Raw genomic sequence first — 16,589 nt, forward strand, 5'->3', positions numbered from 1 at the left:
ACGCTGGGCCCGGACAGCCTCGACGACGACGAACGCGCGCGGGCCCTGGCCGTGCGCTCGGACACCGCGCGCGGCGAGTTCGTCACGCGCCGTGCGCTGCTGCGCAATGAGCTGGCCAACCTCACCGCCATTCGTCACGAGGACATCCGCTACTGGCACGAGCCGTGCACGGCGTGCGGCGAGCCGCACGGGCGTCCACGCGCCGTCGGTCATGACGGGTTCTTCTCGACGAGCTCGACGCCGTGGATCACCGCGCTCGCTTCTGCGGACGTCCCCGTCGGGATCGACGTGGAGGTGCTGGCCGCGGCGTCGACCGTCACCGACATCAGCCGGATGCTGCATCCCGGCGAGCAGGCCGTCATCGACGCAGCGGCGAGCGACGATGACGGACGCCGGGCCTTCACGCAGATCTGGACGCGGAAGGAAGCCCTGCTCAAGGCCACGGGTGAGGGGCTCAATGCGCCCCTCGATCGCGACGACGTCAGCGACCGCGCGCGCATGCCGCCCGGCTGGCGCATCGTCGACATCAGCGACGACCTCGAGGGCTACGACGGCCCGTCGACGTTCGGGGCCTGGGCGATGCGGTCGGATTGAGGGCCGAGGACGCCATCGGAGCCGTCGTCCACGAGACGAATGTGGACGCGAATCGCAGAGGGGACAGGAATCGCGAATGTGGACGAAAATCGCAGATGGGCGCGGGGGCATGCAGGGGCGAGGGGTCAGCCCCAGCCCAGCTCGTGGAGGCGGGCATCGTCAAGGCCGAAGTAGTGGCCGATCTCGTGCAGGAGCGTGACGCGGATCTGTTCGATCACCTGTTCGCGGCTGTGGCTCAGCCGCTGGATGGGGCCGGAGAACAGGAAGATCTGGTCGGGCAGGGCTCCCCAGCCGTAGCCCTCGCCACGATCCGGTAGCGCGATGCCGACGTACAACCCGAGCAGCTCGCCCTCGCCGTGCGCGACGCAGGCCTGGGCGAGCTGCTCGGGTGACGGCTCGTCCTCGACCTGGAAGACGACGTTGTCGAGACGGTCGAGGAAGCGCTGCGGTACGGCGTCGAGTGCCTCGCCGACGGCGTCCTCGAACTGCTCCCGACTGAGGTGCGTCACATCTTCTGCGCGGTCTCGACGACGGTCTTCGCGTACTCGGCAGCCTTGTCCGCCGCAGAAGCACTCACCGTCAGCATCGAGTACGACCCGCTGCCGTTCGGGATGACCATGGAGACGCCGTGCACGGTGACACCCTTCGTCGTCAGCGTGTACTCCATCTGCTCACCGGCGCCGGCCGGCGTCGTGATGCGGCTGTATTCACCGGTGGTGACCTTCATGTCGCTGGAACTGTTGGACCCGTTCGCACCGCTTGCAGCGTTGAGCTGGTTGAGTTCTTTCTCCAGCTGGGCCTTGCCCGCCAGGCTCGGGCGCGTCACCTTGAGGACGTTGATGTTGTCGTTGAACCTCTGCGCCCCCGTGGCGTCGATCGCGAGGACGTCTGCGGCCGACGTCATCTGCGCGACGTACTTCTCGGGCGACATGCCGGACTTCTTCGCCATCGGCTCGAGCTGCTTCTTCACCGCGTCCTGCTTGTGCCGAGCTCACCGTCGACGACGGTCCACGACTTCGGCACCGCGAAGGACAACTTGTTCGCCGTCGCCTTCGCCAGCTGCGTGTCGGCGGGCAGCGCCGCGCTCGACGCGGCGACGGAGCTCGATGCGCTCGACGGCGAACTCGACTCGGACGCAGGGCTCGTCGACACATCGGTCGACGGCGCCGCACTCGACGAACCGCTCGCATTCGAGGCTGCGCTCGCGGCGGCGCTCGTCGCGCTGCTCGCGGCGGACGTACCGGAGTCGGAGCCCATCGAGCACCCCGTGAGCGTCAGGGCCGCGACGGCGCTCGACGCGAGCATCGCGCGCTTGATCGTCATCCGCCTCGTGGTGCGCTGGCGAGACATGGCAAACCCTCCCGATCGACGTGTGGTGGCTCGAGCCTAGCGCGGCAGCACCACCGGACGCCCGGTATTCGGGTCAGGATGCACGACGCACGGGATGCCGTACAGCTGCTCGGCGAGCTGCGCCGTCAGCACGTCGGTCGGCTCGCCCGCCGCGACGATCTCACCGTCCTGCATCGCGACGAGATGGTCGGCGTAGCGCGCCGCGAGGAACAGGTCGTGCAGCACCATGACGACGGTCGTTCCGTGCTCGCGGTTGCGGCGGCGGACGACGTCGAGCAGTTCGACGGCGTGGCCGATGTCGAGGAAGCTCGTCGGCTCGTCGAGCAGGAGGATGCCGGTCTGCTGCGCGAGCACCATCGCGAGCCACACCCGCTGACGCTGGCCGCCGGAAAGAGAATCGGCGGTGCGTTCTGCCAGCTCGCTGACGCCCGTCGCCTCCATCGCCGCGGCGACGGCAGCGTCGTCGTCGGGCCCGCCGCGCCCGAGCAGGCCCTGGTGCGGGGTGCGTCCCTGACGCACGAGCTCGGCCACCGTCATCCCCTCCGGCGCAATGGGGTGTTGCGGCAGCAGCGCGAGGGCCTTGGCGACCTCGCGCGTCGGCGTCGCGTCGATGCTGCGCCCGTCGAGAAGCACATCGCCGGCCGCGGGCTTGAGCAGCCGCGCCAGGCCCGCGAACAGCGTCGACTTGCCGCAGCCGTTCGCGCCGATCAGCACGGTTACCTCGTTCTCGGGCACCTCGAAGGTGATGCCTCGCACGATGTCGGGGCCTGCGGAACGCCCGGATCCGTAGCGCAGGACGAGGTCATGGGCGGCGAGGGACGTCACGAGGCACGGCCTTTCGAACGGCGGGGCGGGCGCTGCGAGGTCAGCAGCAGCCAGGCGAGGACAGGCGCACCGGCGAGGCCGGTGATGACGCCGACGGGCAGCTTGTTGTCACCGGGGACGAGGTAGGCGCCGACGTAGTCACCCGCGATCGTGATGATCGCGCCGACGAGAGCGGCCGCGACGATGGCGGTGCGGCCCATGAGGCGCCGCGAGATCGGGCCGGCGAGCAGCGCGACGAACGAGATCGGCCCGCAGACACTCGTCGTCACGGCCACACCGATGACGACGACGCCGAACGTCACGGCGCGCACGAACCCGTCGGGCACGCCGAGGCCGATGGCGAGCGGGCGCCCCATCTCGAGCACGCGCAGCCAGTGCGCGAGGGCCGCGAGGACGACGAGCACGAGCGCGCCGACGACGGCGAGCCGGGTGATCTGCGGCCACGACACGGCCGAGACGGACCCGGCGAGCCAGGCCATCGCGTCCTGCGCCTGGTAGGCGTTCGACTCGAGCAGGATCCACTGGATGAGCGACTGCAGCGCGGCGGCCAGGGCGATCCCGACGAGGATCATCCGCGGCGTCTGCCCGCGTGCCATCCCCAGGATCACCGCGGAGACGGCGAGGCCACCCGCGATGGCGGCGCCCGTCACGCCCGCGCCGCTCCAGCCGAGGATCGTCGTGCAGAACACGGCCGCGGTGCTCGAGCCGAGCGAGATGCCGAGGACGTCGGGGCTGGCGAGGGGATTGCGCACGAGCGACTGCATCGCCGCGCCGCACGCCCCGAACACGGCGCCCGCGAGCAGGCACGCGAGCGCGCGCGGCAGCTTCGACTCCATGACGATGTAGTTGGCGGCCGGCACGTGGACATGCTCGCCGCGAAGGATGCGGACGAAATCGGGAATCGTCACGGTGAAGTCACCGAGCAGGCACCGGGCCAGAAAGACGCCGAACGTCACGAGCACCAGCGCAACCAGCATGACGCCCCGACGTCGGCGGCGCGCGGCGTCGAACGTGTTGGGCGTCGTGGCGTGTGCTGCCGTCGCGCGCTTCACAGCGACCTCATTCGTGCGACGACCCACAGCAGTGCCGGGCAGCCGAGGACGGCCGTCATGATGCCGACCTGCACCTCACCGGGCGGGGAGACGATGCGGCCGAGGGTGTCGGCCAGCACGACGATGCACGCGCCGAGCACCCCCGCGGCCGGCACGAGGACGCGGTAGGACGTGCCGATGAGCGGGCGCAGGACATGCGGCGCGACGAGCCCGACGAACGCGATGGGCCCGGCGATGCCCGTCGCGGCCGCGGCGAGCATGACGCCCGCTCCACCGATGACGAGCCGCAGCCGGCCAGGACGCTCGCCGAGGCCGGCGGCGACGGAATCGCCCATGGCAAGGACGTCGAGGCGGCGCCCGGAGGCCAGCAGGACGAGAAATCCTATGAGCAGGAACGGCACAGCCGGCACGAGATCGCCGAGGTCGCGGCCGGCGACGGACCCGACCTGCCAGAAGCGGTAGGTGTCGAGCGACTTGCCGTTGGAGACGAGCACGGCCTGCGCGATCGACGACGTGCCCGCCGTGAACACCATGCCGGACAGCGCCAGCGTCAGCGGCCCCGACTGCGACGCCTGCCCGAGAGCGCGCGCACCGAACGTCGCGAGAGCCATGACGGAGACCGCCGCGACGGCAGCGCCGACGAGCGACAGCAATACGTACCCGAGTAGGTTCGAGACGCCCCACCACGTGATGCCGATGACAACGGCGAGCGCCGAGCCCGCGTTGATGCCGAGGATGCCGGGGTCGGCCAGCGGGTTGCGGGTGATGCCCTGCATCGCCGTCCCGGCCATCGCGACGGCAGCGCCGACGATGATGCCGATGGCGGTGCGGTCGCCGCGCGAGGCGAGCAGCGCCGAGACGTCACCGCCGTGGAACGAGCCCGCCCCGACGGTGAGCGAGACGGCGACGGCGAACGCGAGCAGCAGCGGCAGCGTCAGGCCGCCTGCGAGCACGCGGCGGGCGTCGATGCGCGGCGTGCGACGCTGGTCGGTGCCGGCGCGGGGCGCGGCGGGAGTCGACATCATCACCCTTTCCAGTGGAACGACGATTCGCCCGGCGCGTCACACCGTCTCGCGGTGGCAGCCGGGCGAACCCTCGAACGAGCCTACGCTCAGGCCTTCTTCGCGGCCTCGGCGAGCTTCGGCAGGAAGGTGTCGATCGCGACGGGGATCGACAGCGGCGTCGGGCTGGCCATCGTCTCGGACGCCTTCTGGTCGGTCAGCGCGAGGTAGCTGCCCTTCTTGAACGCGGGGATCTGCGACAGCAGCTTGTCGGAGGTGATCTTCTTCGTCGTCGCCGCGTCCACCGCGTCGAAGACGACGATGTCGGCGTCGAGCTCGGAGGCCTTCTCGGCCGACAGTTCCGTGGAGAACGTCTTCGCGCCCTGGCTCGCCTTGGTGACGAACGACGGCGTCTTGAGACCGAAGTCGGCGAGGCCACGCGGACGGTTGTCGTTGAGTGTGTAGACGGTGATCGAGTTGAGCTTGGCCGCGTCGAAGTAGACCCAGGCGACGCTCTTGCCCTTGAGTTCGGGGTGCTTGTCGAGGGCGGCCTTGACCTTGGCCTGCGTGTCGGAGATGACCTTCTCGCCCTCGTCCTTCTTGCCGAGCGCCTCGGCGATCATCTTCGTCGACTCCTGCCACGACGTGCCGTACGGGTACGTCGGGTAGGCGAGGGTGGGAGCGATCTTCGTCAGCTTGTCGTACTCAGCCTGCTTGAGGCCCGAGTTCGTGCCCGAGATGAAGTCGGGCTGGTACTGGGCGACCTTGTCGACGGGCGTGCCGTCGGCATCGCTGTAACGCTCGGGTGCCTTGCCGCCGACCTCCTTGAGCTTCGCGTCGAACCAGTCGCTCGACTTCGCGGCGTTGCCGCCCCACGTGATCGCCGGCGCGGCGACGGGCACGACGCCGAGCGCGAGCAGGATGTCGGCGTCCGACCAGCCGGCCGTGACGACCTTCGTCGGAGCCTTCTCGAGCTTCGCCGTGCCGAGGGCGTGCTTGATCGTGACGGGGAAACCCGCGCCGCTACCCGCCGAGCCGGCCGATCCCGACGTGGCGCTCGAGGCCTTGTCGGACGACGAGCCGGTGCTGCAGGCGGCGAGGGCGCTGGTGGCACCGGCGGCGGCGATGGCGAAGAAGCCACGGCGGTTGATCATGCGGACGACCTTTCGTTCAGGCGCACGACGGCACCCGTGTCATGACGTGATGGTTCTCGCGAGGCCCTGCCGGACCGCGAGTTAGGCAATGCTAACCTTAGAGAAGTCGAGATCGTCAACCGCGCGGACTGAGGCTCACGTCGCGTCTCAGATAGGTGCGGGGACGGCATCACCACCGGCCACGGCAGTCACCGCCGGGCCACCGAAGGAAGGCGGGACGCGTGAGCGACCAGCCCCACGACGCGATGACGCCACCACGCACCCTGCTACGGGTCGAGCGCGGCGAGGCGGGCCGTGTGCTGCGCGAACTGCGCGCCCAAGACTTCGTCTTCACCGTGCTCGAGCGCGAACAACCATCTTCACGACTCGTGCGGATTCGATTCTCGGGCAACGGTTTTCTGCGTACACACGCGCCGTATCCGACGATGTGGGTGCGGCTGTGGTTCGCCGATCGCTCCGGCACGGGTGTGGGGCATCAGCGGGCGTACACGCTCGTCGACCCCGACGTCCCGACGGACACGTTCTGGCTCGAGTTCGCCATCCACGACGGTTCCGCGACGGCGTGGGCGCTCGGCGCGCAACCGGGCGATCAGGTCGAAGCAAGCCTCTACGGTTCGGAACCGTCGCTGCCGGGCTGCGACGACGTCGACCATCACCTGCTCGTCGGCGACCTCGCGTCACTGCCCGCGATCAACTCGCTGCTCGACGCCCTGTCGCCGGCGCCGACGACCGTCGTCCTCGAATGGACGCGCCCTGACGACCGCGCACTGCCGGTGCGAGTGCGCGACGGCGACGCGCTGCGCTGGGTGCGCCGCGAACGTGACGGCGGCGCGCTGCTCGACGCCGTCGACGAGGTGCTCGCCGACCTGAACCAGTTGGGCGACCCGGCGCTCGGGCGCACGTGTCGCGGTGATCGACCGAATCTTCTTGCCGTACCGGCCGATTGCCCGCGCGTTTTCGCGTGGGGTGCGTGCGACACCGTCACGACACGAGCTCTGACGAAGAAGCTGCGTGCCGCGGGTCTCGCGAAGAACTGCGTCAAGACGCTCGGCTACTGGCTTCCCTCCACGCAGACCGCTGCCCTGACGGGCTGACGCTCGACGCGAGCGATCGGCGCAGCCGCCCGCCGCGCCGATCGTGCTGAGCGTTCCTCACTCGTTCGGGATGTTGCGTTCCAGCTCGACCAGCCAGGCGCGCGACGACGCGTCGGACGGCATGCGCCAGTCACCACGCGGCGACAGTGCGCCGCCGGCGCTCACCTTCGGCCCGTTCGGCAGTGCCGAGCGCTTGAACTGCTGGCTGAAGAAGCGCTTGTGGAACACCTCGAGCCACTTCTTGATCTCGGCGAGGGAGTATGCGGGGCGCTCGTCGTCGGGGAAACCGCTCGGCCAGCGCCCTTCGTCAGCGTTCTGCCAGGCGTGCATCGCGAGGAACGCGATCTTGGTCGGGCGCGCACCGTGCGTCAGCACGTGGTACAGCGTGAAGTCCTGCAGGTTGTAGGGGCCGATGGCGTCCTGCGTCGACTGCGGCTTCTCGCCCTCCTTCGTCGGCACGAGCTCGGGCGAGATCTCGGTGTCGAGGATCGACAGCAGCGTCTCGCCGACCTCGGCGGAGAACTCGCCACCCGAGGCGACCCAACGGATGAGGTGCTGCATCAACGTCTTCGGCACGCCCGCGTTGACGCCGTAGTGCGACATCTGGTCGCCGACGCCGTACGTGCACCAGCCGAGCGCGAGTTCGGACAGATCGCCGGTGCCGAGGACGATGCCACTCTTCTGATTCGCGATGCGGAACAGGAAGTCGGTGCGCAGGCCGGCCTGGACGTTCTCGAACGTCACGTCGTAGACGGGCTCGCCGCTGCCGGCGGGGTGGCCCATGTCCTTGAGCATCTGCGTCGCCATCGGCCGGATGTCGACCTCCTCGAACGTCACGCCGAGCGCTTCGGCGAGCTTGTACGCGTTCGACTTCGTGTGATCGCTCGTCGCGAAGCCGGGCATCGTGTACGCGAGGATGTCGGTGCGCGGGCGCCCGACACGGTCCATCGCCCGGGCGGCGACGATGAGGGCGTGCGTCGAGTCGAGGCCACCGGAGACGCCGATGACGATCTTCGGCGCGCCGATCGAGCGCATGCGCTGCTCGAGGCCCGAGACCTGGATCTCATACGCCTCGTAGCAGTCCTGCGCGAGCTGCGCGTCGTCGGCGGGGACGAACGGGAAGCGCTCGATCTCGCGGAGAAGGCCGCGGTCGCCGTCCGGGGCGCCGAGTTCGAACGGCACCTCACGCAGCGGACGCGCCGGGCCGATCCCCGGACGGTTGTCGTCGTAGCTGTTGAAGCGCATGCGGGCCTGGCGGATGGCGCCCAGGTCGACGTCGGTGATGCTCGTGCGCGGGCCGCTCGGGAATCGCTCGGATTCGGCGAGCAGCGTGCCCTGGTCGTAGATCATCGTCTGCCCGTCCCAGGCAAGGTCGGTCGTCGACTCACCCTCGCCGCTCGCGGCGTAGACGTACGCGGCGAGGGTGCGGAACGACTGGCTCTGCACGACGAGGCTGCGCTGCGACGACTTGCCGATCGTGATCGGCGAGCCCGACAGGTTCATGAGGACGCTCGCGCCGGCCGCGGCGGCCTCGGACGACGGCGGGATCGGCACCCACACGTCCTCGCAGATCTCGACGTGGATCGCGAGGTCGGGCAGGTCGACGGCGCGGAAGATGAGGTCGGGCCCGAACGGCACCTCGCCCAGGTCGCCGAGGTCGATGTACTGCCCGCGCTGGTCGAGACCCGGTGCATACCAGCGCTTCTCGTAGAACTCCTTGTAGGTGGGCAGGTGGCTCTTCGGCACGACGCCGAGCACCTCGCCGTCCTTGATGACGACGGCACAGTTGAACAGCCGCGTGCCCTTGCGCAGCGGCGCGCCGACGGCGAGCACCGGCGTCAGACCTTCGGAGCCGTCGACGATCGTCTTGATGGCCGCGAGCACGTCGTCGAGCAGCACGTCCTGGAAGACGAGGTCGTCGATGCTGTAACCGGTGAGGTCGAGTTCAGGGAACACCGCCGCTGCGACGCCCCGGTCGTGCAGCTCGCGGGCGACTTCGAGCACGCGCGCCGCGTTCGTCGTCGGATCAGCGAGCGCGACGGGATGCGTCACCGCAGCAACGCGCGCAAAACCGTGAGCATAGAGCGAGCGGAAGTTCATGCCGTCAGTCTGGCAGGCACCACCGACAACCGCGAGCATCCGCTCACGCGCCCCGCTGTCATGATCACGCCCCCAATCCAGCGATTCGCCCGCGGTTGGCGGTGCGGCACCAGAACCCACTTTGCCTGACACATTACTTAGATCATGTCGCGCAACAGGATGAACATGTTGACTTTCAATACGTACGGCCTGAGACTCAATCCATGGCACCCCGTTACACGCACGTCACCCTACGACTGTTTCTCCTGATGTCGATCCTGGGAGCACTCCTCCTGCAGACACTGGTCCTGCCCGCCATGGCTTCATCGATGGCGGAGCGGTTTCCGGAGGTCGCAGACCTCGAACTTCCCACCCTGGCCCTCGCCATCTTCGTGCTGGCGTGCTTCGAGATCGCACTCGCGTGCGTATGGATGCTTGCCGGTGCGACGCGCAGGGGTGAGATCTTCTCCTCCGGGTCGTTGCGGTGGGTCAATCTCATCTGCGCCTGCCTCGCGCTGACTGCACTCGCCCTAGCGGGCTTCACCCTGTTCGACCTGTGCGCCGGGATCGGGCCCATCTCAGTTCCCGCGTTCTTCTCGGCCCTGCTGTTCGTAGACATCGGCTGCTTGTCGATCGTGCTTGTCCTACGTGCCCTTCTGATCGGGGCCACCGGGCTGCAAAGCGAACTGGACGAGGTGATCTGATGGCGATCATCATCCGACTCGACGTTCAACTTGCCCGGAACAAGATGGGCGTAGCCGAGCTCGCGGAAAGGGTGGGCCTCACCCCATCCAACGTGTCGATCTTGAAGAACGGCAGAGCCAAAGCCGTCCGTCTGACCACGCTCGATGCCATCTGCACAGTGCTGCAGTGTCAGCCGGGCGACATCCTCGAATGGGTCCCGGACGAGTGACGCCGTCGCTCGCGCCGACTGTCCACCCGCCGACTCAGGCGTCAGGCGCGGAAAACCTCCTGCGCCTGATCTTCGATCCCATGTCGCGACTCCTGCGAGAACCGGCGCAGCTGCAGATCCATGATGAAGCGCGCTTCCGCTTCCGTGCAATCGAAACGGCGGCGCCCCCGCGCATTCAGGTCATCGTCGTCAAGTGAGTCCGCTACGTCAGCAAGGAGGGCGTGGCGATCTTTCAGTGCCGGGAGGAGAAGCTCGTGCATGCGTTTCTGGATCATCATGACGCCAGCGTACGAGCCAGCCCCCGCGACAAGGCGCTGCCTCTTATCCGCCCGCTCAGCCTCTATCCTCATCCATATGGGTGGGCAACACGAGCCGTGGAACCTCAACATTCATCATGATCAGCTCCTCGCAAGACTCGCCCCGCCGGGAAGCCGCGTTCTCGATGTGGGCTGTGGCGACGGGTTTCTTGCGGCCCGGATGCAGGCGAACGGCTGCCGTGTCGTCGCCATTGACGTGGATGCAGGCGTGCTCGAGCGGGCGCGCCGGCGATGGACCGGTCGCGATATCGAGTGGGTTCAAGCAGACCTGATCACCTACGACCCGCCAGGAAACGAATTCGACGCCGTCGTTTCGAACGCAGCGATCCACCACGTCGAAAGGCGTCGGCCGAGGTCTTGCCCGGTCGCAACTTTCGTCGTTTATGGCTCGGTCGCTACCTCATCGAGTGGACGCGCCCCGCCGACCGGTGAGGTCGGTCGGCAGCCGCATCACAAGTGACGGGCGCGGGGCACGGCTCTCACCTCCGCAGCTACACGGGAGGAACAGCGTCGTGGCGCGTCGACCACAGACCCGCGGCGAGGCTTGCGCCCCACACCAGGAACAGCGGATCCCAGATCCAGGCGTGCCCGATCATCGCGGCACGGTCGAAGCCTCCGTCAGGATGAACGGCGCCGAGCAACACGGCGTTGCCGAGCACCGTGTTCGCGCCACCCCACGCCACGAGCACGACGCTCCCTACCCAGCAGACGGGGCGCGTCAGACGACGCAGCGGCCAGCCCCGCCTCGCCAGCCAGAGCGGAGCGACCGCACACACGCCCTTGACCAACGCCACCGGGTACAAGACCCACATGATGCCGGCGAACTGAGCCACGAAGCTGTCACCCATCGTCCACAACAACCCCCGCCCGCCCAGCGCCCAGTAGAGCGTCACCGCGGCATGGATGACGCCCGCGAGTGCGGCGAGGACGAACCAGCACGACGCTGACGAGCGGCGACCTGACGGTTGGACGGTCACGCTCTCACCTGCCCGTCGAAGGGATGATCATGCCCGCTGAGTCAGCTGACGGCATGCGCCGACGCTGCTGCCGGAACATGCAGATGCGCGTCGAAATAGTCGTGGATGCGCCGCCAGGCGTGCTCGGCATCGTCGCGGCTGCCGCCGAAGCCGGCCACGTGCCACAGCGGCGCGAGCGTCGGAATACAAATCGGGCACGATGACGACGTACCCCCACGACGCCATGCGCTCCGCGTGCGCACGCATGTCGTCGTTCACGCCGAAGATCTCCATCACCATGACGTCGCCGGGCCACGGCCCGTCCCCGGCAGGGCGCGCAAGGTGGGCGGAGAGACGCTCAGAGCCACCCTGCTGCCTCGAAGCCTGAGCCAGATCAACGGTGCGTATCAGGACGTCAGCCATGCCGTGACCGTACTCCAGAGGCCCCCACGCCCCGCTACGCCGCGACGTGAACATCGAACGAACACCCGTGCGACGATCGGGCACAGCCGCGTCGAATGCGCCGTGCCAGAGCCGGAGCGGGCGACGTCCGCCGCCGATCAGCCGCGAGGTGTTCCGTCACCGGCCTGCATCTGTAGTGTGACGTGAGACACATCCACAGCTGTTGGAGGCCTCATGTTCGCCCTCACCACTCGGATCCCCCGCCGCCTGGTCGAGCACGCCAAACCCGGCGTGCGCTGGAGCCTGCAGCACGCCATCCCGCGCAGGGCGCTGGTGCGTGTCGCGTCGCAGGGCGACCCGCAGGGGGTGCTGAGCACCGAGACGACGGGCCTGCTGCCGGAGGAGCTCGAGCCGATCCTCGCGCGCATCCGCAATGGCGGAGCCATCGTGACCGGCAAGCTCTCGACGCTGACAGGCGAGCACGACGCCGTCAACGAGGTGCTGACGAGCAACGACTTCCGCACCGGCTTCCCCGGCGACACCTCGCGCGCGGTCCGCGGCGCGCTGACGTGGGCGGCGAGCACGACGATCGGGCCGCTCGAGCCGCCGTCCCTGCTGGCCACGGACGGCCCCACGCACACGCGCAACCGCAAGCTCGTCACCCGCGTGTTCACCGCGCGCGCCGTCGAGGCCCTGCGCGAACGCACCGAGCAGGTCGCCACCGAGCTGCTCGACGACCTCGAGGCCGACGCGCGCGCCGGGCATGACGTCGACCTCGTCGCGCGCTACTGCGAGCAGCTGCCCGTCACCGTCATCGCCGAGATCCTGGGGGTGCCCGAGAGCGAGTACGAGACTGTGCTGCGTCTCGGCGGGCACGCCGCTTCGAGCCTCGACCTGGGGCTCGACTGGGCGACGTTCCGCCGCACCGAGAGCGCGCTCGACGAGTTCGACGCGTGGCTCGAGACCCACCTCGCCGCCAAGCGAGCGCAGCCGGGTGACGGCCTGTTCAGCGCGCTCATCCAGGCGCAGGACGACGGCGTCGGCCTCAGCGACCGGGAGCTCAAGTCGGTGGCCGGGCTCGTCCTCGCCGCCGGTTTCGAGACAACCGTCAACCTGCTCGGCAACGCCATCCGGCTCATGGTCGGCCACCCCGAGCAGCTCGCGGCGCTGCGCAGCGGCGAGGCGTCCTGGCTCAACGCCGTCGAGGAGACGCTGCGTTTCGACCCGCCCGTGCTGCTGACGGCGCGCACGGCGACGTGCGACACGCGCGTCGCGGACGTCGACGTCGCCGCCGGGACGCTCGTCGTCACCGTCCTGGCGGCAGCCAATCGCGACCCGAAGATCTTCGACGACCCCGACGCGTTCGACGTGCACCGCGAGAACGCGCGCGAGCACCTGGCGTTCTCGGCCGGGCGCCACTTCTGCCTCGGCGCGGCCCTGTCGCGGATGGAGAGCGAGGTCGCGCTGCGCGCGTTCTTCGACCGCTTCGACGTCGAACTGCTGCCGGGCGCCACCCGTCGGCCCACGCGCATCCTGCGGGGATACGCGACGCTGCCGGCGCGGTTGGCGGCGCGCGGCTGATCAGAAGGTGCGACGAGAAGCACGCGAGGCCGACCGCGGCGCGATCGTCGCAGGTGCCGCGCACGACCCAGGCGCCCCGACGGACAGCGCGGCCCCCGTCATCACCACCCTAGAATCGAGCGACCCCGACGTCAGCCGAAAGCAGCCTCAGTGACCATTCCCGACGCACCGCCCGGATCGACGAAGAGCCGCCGCATGATGGAGCGGCTGCTGGCCGCTCGTCAGCAGCTCATCAGCTTCGTCGTCGTCGGCGGGCTCGCCTTCGTCGCGGACGCAGGCGGGTTCAACGTGCTTCGCTATGCCGGCCCCGATGGGCACGGCATCATGTACGACCAGGCCGTCACGGCGAAGCTCGTCTCGACGGCGCTCGGCGTCCTCGTCGCGTGGCTCGGCAACCGCTACTGGACGTTCAAGGACACGCGGCGCGAGCAGGTGCACCACGAGGTGCTCATCTTCCTCGCCGTCAGCGCCGTCGGCGGACTCATCGCCATGGGCTGCCTCGGATTCAGCCACTACGTCCTCGGCCTGACGAGCAAGCTCGCGGACAACATCTCTGCCAACGGCGTCGGGCTCGTGCTCGCGACACTGTTCCGGTTCTGGGGCTACAAGACGCTCGTGTTCGTCGCGGGCAAGCCTGCGGAGGACGTCGCGGTCGAAGCTACTGACGCACCGCCGGCCGCATGAGTGACGCGCACGGCGGGTGGACGACGACGGGCTCCCGCGAGGTCTACTCGAACCCGTGGATCGCCGTGCGCGAGGACGCCGTCCTACGACCCGACGGCGGCGAGGGCATCTACGGCGTCGTGACGATGCAGCATCCGTCGGTGTTCGTCGTCGCGATGGATGACGACGGGGCCGTGCTCATGGTCTCGCTGTATCGCTACGCGACGCGCGGCATGTCGCTGGAGGTCCCGGCAGGCGGGTGCGACGGCGACGACCCGCTCGACGCAGCACGCCGCGAGCTGCTCGAGGAGACCGGTTTCGTGGCATCCGAGTGGCACGAGATCGGGCGGATGAACGCGCTCAACGGCGTGTGCGATGCACCCGAGTTCGTCTATCTCGCAACGGGTCTGACGATCGGCGGCCGCGTGGACGTCGAGCCGCCCGGCAGCGTCGGCGCCCTGGGTGACGGCACCGTGGCCGACGCAGCCGACATCGCGAGCGCCACCGTCGACGTGGAAGCCGAGCAAGCTGCCGAGGGCATCGACGCCGCCCGCTTCGTACCATGGGACGAGGCGATGAGCTTCGTCCGTGACAGCACCATCAGCGACGGCGAGACCGTCGCGGCCCTCATGTACGCGGCACTCGCGACGGGGCGCATCTGAAACCCGGAGATCGTGTCCTGCGCACCCTCGGAACGCAGCAGCACACTCCAACCCGGCCCACCCGTTCGCATCCGAACGACACCTTGCGTCAATCGCGCCCCAACTCGTCAGTAACGCTCTACCGTCGAGACGGACGCTCGCGCTCGGGCGTCCGACCTGCGCTTCACCAGACCCGAGGAAGACATGCCGACCGACGTCGAAATCGCCGCTGCCACACCGATGCTGCCGATCGAGGAGATCGCCGCGAAGATCGGCATCCCCGCGAACGAGATCTTCCGGTACGGCCCGCACAAGGCGAAGGTCTCGCTGCCATACGTGCAGGGCATGCAGCGTCGCGAGGGCAGCAAGCTCATCCTCGTCACCGCGACGAGCCCGACGCCCGCCGGTGAGGGCAAGACGACGACCACCGTCGGCCTCGTCGACGGCCTCGCCCACATCGGTGAGACGGCCGCGGCTGCGCTGCGCGAACCGTCGATGGGCCCTGTGTTCGGCATGAAGGGCGGCGCCGCCGGGGGCGGCAAGAGCCAGCTCAACCCGATGACGGACATCAACCTGCACTTCACCGGCGACTTCGCCTCCATCGCCGAGGCGCACAACCTGCTCGCGGCGCTGATCGACAACCACCTGCAGCAGGGCAACGAACTGGGCATCGACCCGCGCCGCATCACGTTCAAGCGCGTGCTCGACATGAACGACCGCGCACTGCGCGACATCGTCATCGGCCTCGGCGGCCCGACGAACGGCGTGCCGCGCGAGTCGGGCTTCGACATCGTCGTCGCCTCCGAGGTCATGGCGATCTTCTGCCTCGCCACGTCGATCGACGACCTCAAGGAGCGCCTCGGCCGCATCGTCGTCGGCCACACCTACGACACGGAGCCCGTGACGGCCGCCGACCTCGGCGCCCACGGCGCGATGACGGCACTGCTCGCCGACGCGCTCGCGCCCAACCTCGTGCAGACGCTCGAGGGCAACCCGGCATTCGTCCACGGCGGCCCGTTCGCGAACATCGCGCACGGCTGCAACTCGGTGACGGCGACGAACACTGCTCTCGCGCATGCCGATTGGGTCGTGACGGAGGCCGGCTTCGGCGCCGACCTCGGCGCCGAGAAGTTCATCGACCTCAAGTGCCGCTTCACCGGCCTGCGCCCCGACGCCGCCGTCCTCGTCGCGACGATCCGCTCGATGAAGTACCACGGCGGCGTCGCCGTCACCGACCTGACGAGCGAGAACGTCGACGCGATGCGCTCCGGCATGAGCAACATCGAACGGCACCTGCACAACCTGCGCGAGGTGTGGGGCCTGCCCGTCGTCGTCGGCCTCAACCGCTTCCCCAGCGACACCGACGCCGAGATCGCCGCGTTCGTCGAAGGCATCGAGAAGCTCGGCGCGCGCGTCGAGGTGTGCACCCACTTCTCCGATGGCGGCGCCGGCGCGGCGGGCCTCGCGCGCGCCATCGTCGAGGCGACCGAGGGCGGCACGCCCGATCTCCACTTCACCTACGACGACGGTCTGACGCTCGTCGAGAAGGTCGAGAAGATCGCGACGACGATCTACGGTGCCGGCTCGATCGCCATTCCGCCGGCGGTGGCGAAGCAGATCTCACAGTTCGAGGCCGAGGGCTACGGCCACCTGCCCGTCTGCATCGCCAAGACGCAGAAGTCGTTCACGACCGACGACGCGATGCGCGGCGCCCCGTCCGGCCACGTGCTCGAGGTGCGCGAAGTTCGCCTTGCGGCCGGCGCCGGCTTCGTCGTGTTCGTCTGCGGATCCCTCATGACGATGCCCGGCCTGCCCAAGAAGCCCGCCGCGCTGGCCATCGACGTCGACTCCGAAGGCCACATCACCGGCCTGTTCTGAACCGCTTGATCTGACCAGACGATTCCAGGCCTGCGCCGGGCCGGCCCTCGGCCGCCCCCGCCGTTCCGCGTCGCGTCGCGGCGCGGCGC

19 protein-coding genes and 1 pseudogene are annotated in these 16,589 nt (G+C 69.0%); 9 read left to right on the forward strand and 11 right to left on the reverse strand.

Annotation, left to right across the window (positions count from 1 at the left end; all coding sequences use genetic code 11):
- A partial coding sequence (locus B2284_RS08585) for a 4'-phosphopantetheinyl transferase family protein (protein WP_286697393.1) occupies positions 1-594 on the forward strand: 594 nt, incomplete at its 5' end.
- Positions 595-719: 125 nt separating this feature from the next.
- Here the strand turns inward: B2284_RS08585 and B2284_RS08590 are convergent.
- The 7 genes from B2284_RS08590 to B2284_RS08620 all read right to left on the reverse strand — a co-directional run bounded on the left by B2284_RS08590 (position 720) and on the right by B2284_RS08620 (position 5,976).
- Positions 720-1,103 (reverse strand): metallopeptidase family protein, encoded by a 384-nt coding sequence (locus B2284_RS08590; protein ID WP_136788661.1) that lies wholly within the window; start codon positions 1,101-1,103, stop codon positions 720-722.
- Positions 1,100-1,564 (reverse strand): hypothetical protein, encoded by a 465-nt coding sequence (locus B2284_RS08595; RefSeq protein WP_136788660.1) that lies wholly within the window; start codon positions 1,562-1,564, stop codon positions 1,100-1,102. The genes B2284_RS08590 and B2284_RS08595 overlap by 4 nt, the downstream gene beginning before the upstream one ends.
- Positions 1,561-1,944, reverse strand: coding sequence for a hypothetical protein (locus tag B2284_RS08600; RefSeq protein WP_136788659.1), 384 nt, complete (start codon positions 1,942-1,944; stop codon positions 1,561-1,563). Before B2284_RS08600 ends, B2284_RS08595 begins: the two co-directional genes overlap by 4 nt.
- Before the next feature lie 36 nt (positions 1,945-1,980).
- Complete coding sequence (locus B2284_RS08605; RefSeq protein ID WP_136788658.1) at positions 1,981-2,769, reverse strand: ABC transporter ATP-binding protein; 789 nt, start codon at positions 2,767-2,769, stop codon at positions 1,981-1,983.
- Positions 2,766-3,821: a FecCD family ABC transporter permease gene (locus B2284_RS08610; protein ID WP_136788657.1), complete on the reverse strand. Its 1,056-nt coding sequence runs from the start codon at positions 3,819-3,821 to the stop codon at positions 2,766-2,768. Before B2284_RS08610 ends, B2284_RS08605 begins: the two co-directional genes overlap by 4 nt.
- A complete protein-coding gene (locus B2284_RS08615; protein WP_136788656.1) occupies positions 3,818-4,843 on the reverse strand; it encodes a FecCD family ABC transporter permease in 1,026 nt (341 codons plus the stop codon). Before B2284_RS08615 ends, B2284_RS08610 begins: the two co-directional genes overlap by 4 nt.
- 89 nt (positions 4,844-4,932) lie before the next feature.
- Positions 4,933-5,976 (reverse strand): iron-siderophore ABC transporter substrate-binding protein, encoded by a 1,044-nt coding sequence (locus tag B2284_RS08620; protein ID WP_038569724.1) that lies wholly within the window; start codon positions 5,974-5,976, stop codon positions 4,933-4,935.
- Between the two features lie 221 nt (positions 5,977-6,197).
- On the opposite strand from B2284_RS08620, the gene B2284_RS08625 reads away from it, so the two are divergent.
- Positions 6,198-7,070: a siderophore-interacting protein gene (locus B2284_RS08625; RefSeq protein WP_205747133.1), complete on the forward strand. Its 873-nt coding sequence runs from the start codon at positions 6,198-6,200 to the stop codon at positions 7,068-7,070.
- Between the two features lie 57 nt (positions 7,071-7,127).
- Here B2284_RS08625 and B2284_RS08630 read toward each other — a convergent pair whose 3' ends face one another.
- Positions 7,128-9,170, reverse strand: coding sequence for an NAD(+) synthase (locus tag B2284_RS08630; protein WP_136788655.1), 2,043 nt, complete (start codon positions 9,168-9,170; stop codon positions 7,128-7,130).
- Positions 9,171-9,373: 203 nt separating this feature from the next.
- On the opposite strand from B2284_RS08630, the gene B2284_RS08635 reads away from it, so the two are divergent.
- A complete protein-coding gene (locus B2284_RS08635) occupies positions 9,374-9,853 on the forward strand; it encodes a DUF2975 domain-containing protein (RefSeq protein ID WP_083607281.1) in 480 nt (159 codons plus the stop codon).
- Positions 9,853-10,062: a helix-turn-helix domain-containing protein gene (locus tag B2284_RS08640; RefSeq protein WP_074046047.1), complete on the forward strand. Its 210-nt coding sequence runs from the start codon at positions 9,853-9,855 to the stop codon at positions 10,060-10,062. The genes B2284_RS08635 and B2284_RS08640 overlap by 1 nt, the downstream gene beginning before the upstream one ends.
- 41 nt (positions 10,063-10,103) lie before the next feature.
- Here the strand turns inward: B2284_RS08640 and B2284_RS08645 are convergent, their stop codons facing one another.
- The gene (locus B2284_RS08645) at positions 10,104-10,340 is read right to left on the reverse strand and encodes a hypothetical protein (protein ID WP_170957249.1); all 237 of its coding nucleotides are present in this window, start codon (positions 10,338-10,340) and stop codon (positions 10,104-10,106) included.
- Positions 10,341-10,416: 76 nt separating this feature from the next.
- Here B2284_RS08645 and B2284_RS08650 point away from each other — a divergent pair, with 76 nt between their 5' ends.
- On the forward strand, positions 10,417-10,839 hold the full coding sequence (locus B2284_RS08650) for a class I SAM-dependent methyltransferase (protein ID WP_074046049.1): 423 nt from the start codon (positions 10,417-10,419) through the stop codon (positions 10,837-10,839).
- Positions 10,840-10,870: 31 nt separating this feature from the next.
- Here B2284_RS08650 and B2284_RS08655 read toward each other — a convergent pair whose 3' ends face one another.
- Positions 10,871-11,356, reverse strand: coding sequence for a DUF3995 domain-containing protein (locus B2284_RS08655; protein ID WP_074046050.1), 486 nt, complete (start codon positions 11,354-11,356; stop codon positions 10,871-10,873).
- Between the two features lie 231 nt (positions 11,357-11,587).
- Positions 11,588-11,812 (reverse strand): annotated as a pseudogene (locus B2284_RS14485) (hypothetical protein); the annotation flags it as partial.
- 159 nt (positions 11,813-11,971) lie between these two features.
- Here B2284_RS14485 and B2284_RS08660 point away from each other — a divergent pair.
- The 4 genes from B2284_RS08660 to B2284_RS08675 all read left to right on the forward strand — a co-directional run bounded on the left by B2284_RS08660 (position 11,972) and on the right by B2284_RS08675 (position 16,500).
- Positions 11,972-13,318 (forward strand): cytochrome P450, encoded by a 1,347-nt coding sequence (locus B2284_RS08660; RefSeq protein WP_074046052.1) that lies wholly within the window; start codon positions 11,972-11,974, stop codon positions 13,316-13,318.
- A gap of 150 nt (positions 13,319-13,468) precedes the next feature.
- On the forward strand, positions 13,469-14,002 hold the full coding sequence (locus tag B2284_RS08665; RefSeq protein ID WP_237723811.1) for a GtrA family protein: 534 nt from the start codon (positions 13,469-13,471) through the stop codon (positions 14,000-14,002).
- Complete coding sequence (locus B2284_RS08670) at positions 13,999-14,643, forward strand: NUDIX domain-containing protein (protein WP_006946308.1); 645 nt, start codon at positions 13,999-14,001, stop codon at positions 14,641-14,643. Before B2284_RS08665 ends, B2284_RS08670 begins: the two co-directional genes overlap by 4 nt.
- Positions 14,644-14,826: 183 nt before the next feature.
- Positions 14,827-16,500 carry a formate--tetrahydrofolate ligase gene (locus B2284_RS08675; protein ID WP_006946328.1) on the forward strand — a complete coding sequence of 558 codons (1,674 nt, stop codon included), beginning with the start codon at positions 14,827-14,829 and terminating at the stop codon, positions 16,498-16,500.
- Positions 16,501-16,589: the final 89 nt, after the last annotated feature.

It is taken from the genome of Dermacoccus sp. UBA1591, from assembly GCF_002322065.1.
GTDB lineage: Bacteria > Actinomycetota > Actinomycetes > Actinomycetales > Dermatophilaceae > Dermacoccus > Dermacoccus nishinomiyaensis.

Bases quoted from the DNA above. Each gene is read 5' to 3' on its own strand.
- B2284_RS08600 (WP_136788659.1), bottom strand. From the start codon at position 1,944: ATGTCTCGCCAGCGCACCACGAGGCGGATGACGATCAAGCGCGCGATG.
- B2284_RS08620 (WP_038569724.1), bottom strand. From the start codon at position 5,976: ATGATCAACCGCCGTGGCTTCTTCGCCATCGCCGCCGCCGGTGCCACC.
- B2284_RS08630 (WP_136788655.1), bottom strand. From the start codon at position 9,170: ATGAACTTCCGCTCGCTCTATGCTCACGGTTTTGCGCGCGTTGCTGCG.
- B2284_RS08675 (WP_006946328.1), top strand. From the start codon at position 14,827: ATGCCGACCGACGTCGAAATCGCCGCTGCCACACCGATGCTGCCGATC.
- B2284_RS08615 (WP_136788656.1), bottom strand. From the start codon at position 4,843: ATGTCGACTCCCGCCGCGCCCCGCGCCGGCACCGACCAGCGTCGCACG.
- B2284_RS08660 (WP_074046052.1), top strand. From the start codon at position 11,972: ATGTTCGCCCTCACCACTCGGATCCCCCGCCGCCTGGTCGAGCACGCC.
- B2284_RS08670 (WP_006946308.1), top strand. From the start codon at position 13,999: ATGAGTGACGCGCACGGCGGGTGGACGACGACGGGCTCCCGCGAGGTC.
- B2284_RS08635 (WP_083607281.1), top strand. From the start codon at position 9,374: ATGGCACCCCGTTACACGCACGTCACCCTACGACTGTTTCTCCTGATG.
- B2284_RS08650 (WP_074046049.1), top strand. From the start codon at position 10,417: ATGGGTGGGCAACACGAGCCGTGGAACCTCAACATTCATCATGATCAG.
- B2284_RS08645 (WP_170957249.1), bottom strand. From the start codon at position 10,340: ATGATGATCCAGAAACGCATGCACGAGCTTCTCCTCCCGGCACTGAAA.
- B2284_RS08640 (WP_074046047.1), top strand. From the start codon at position 9,853: ATGGCGATCATCATCCGACTCGACGTTCAACTTGCCCGGAACAAGATG.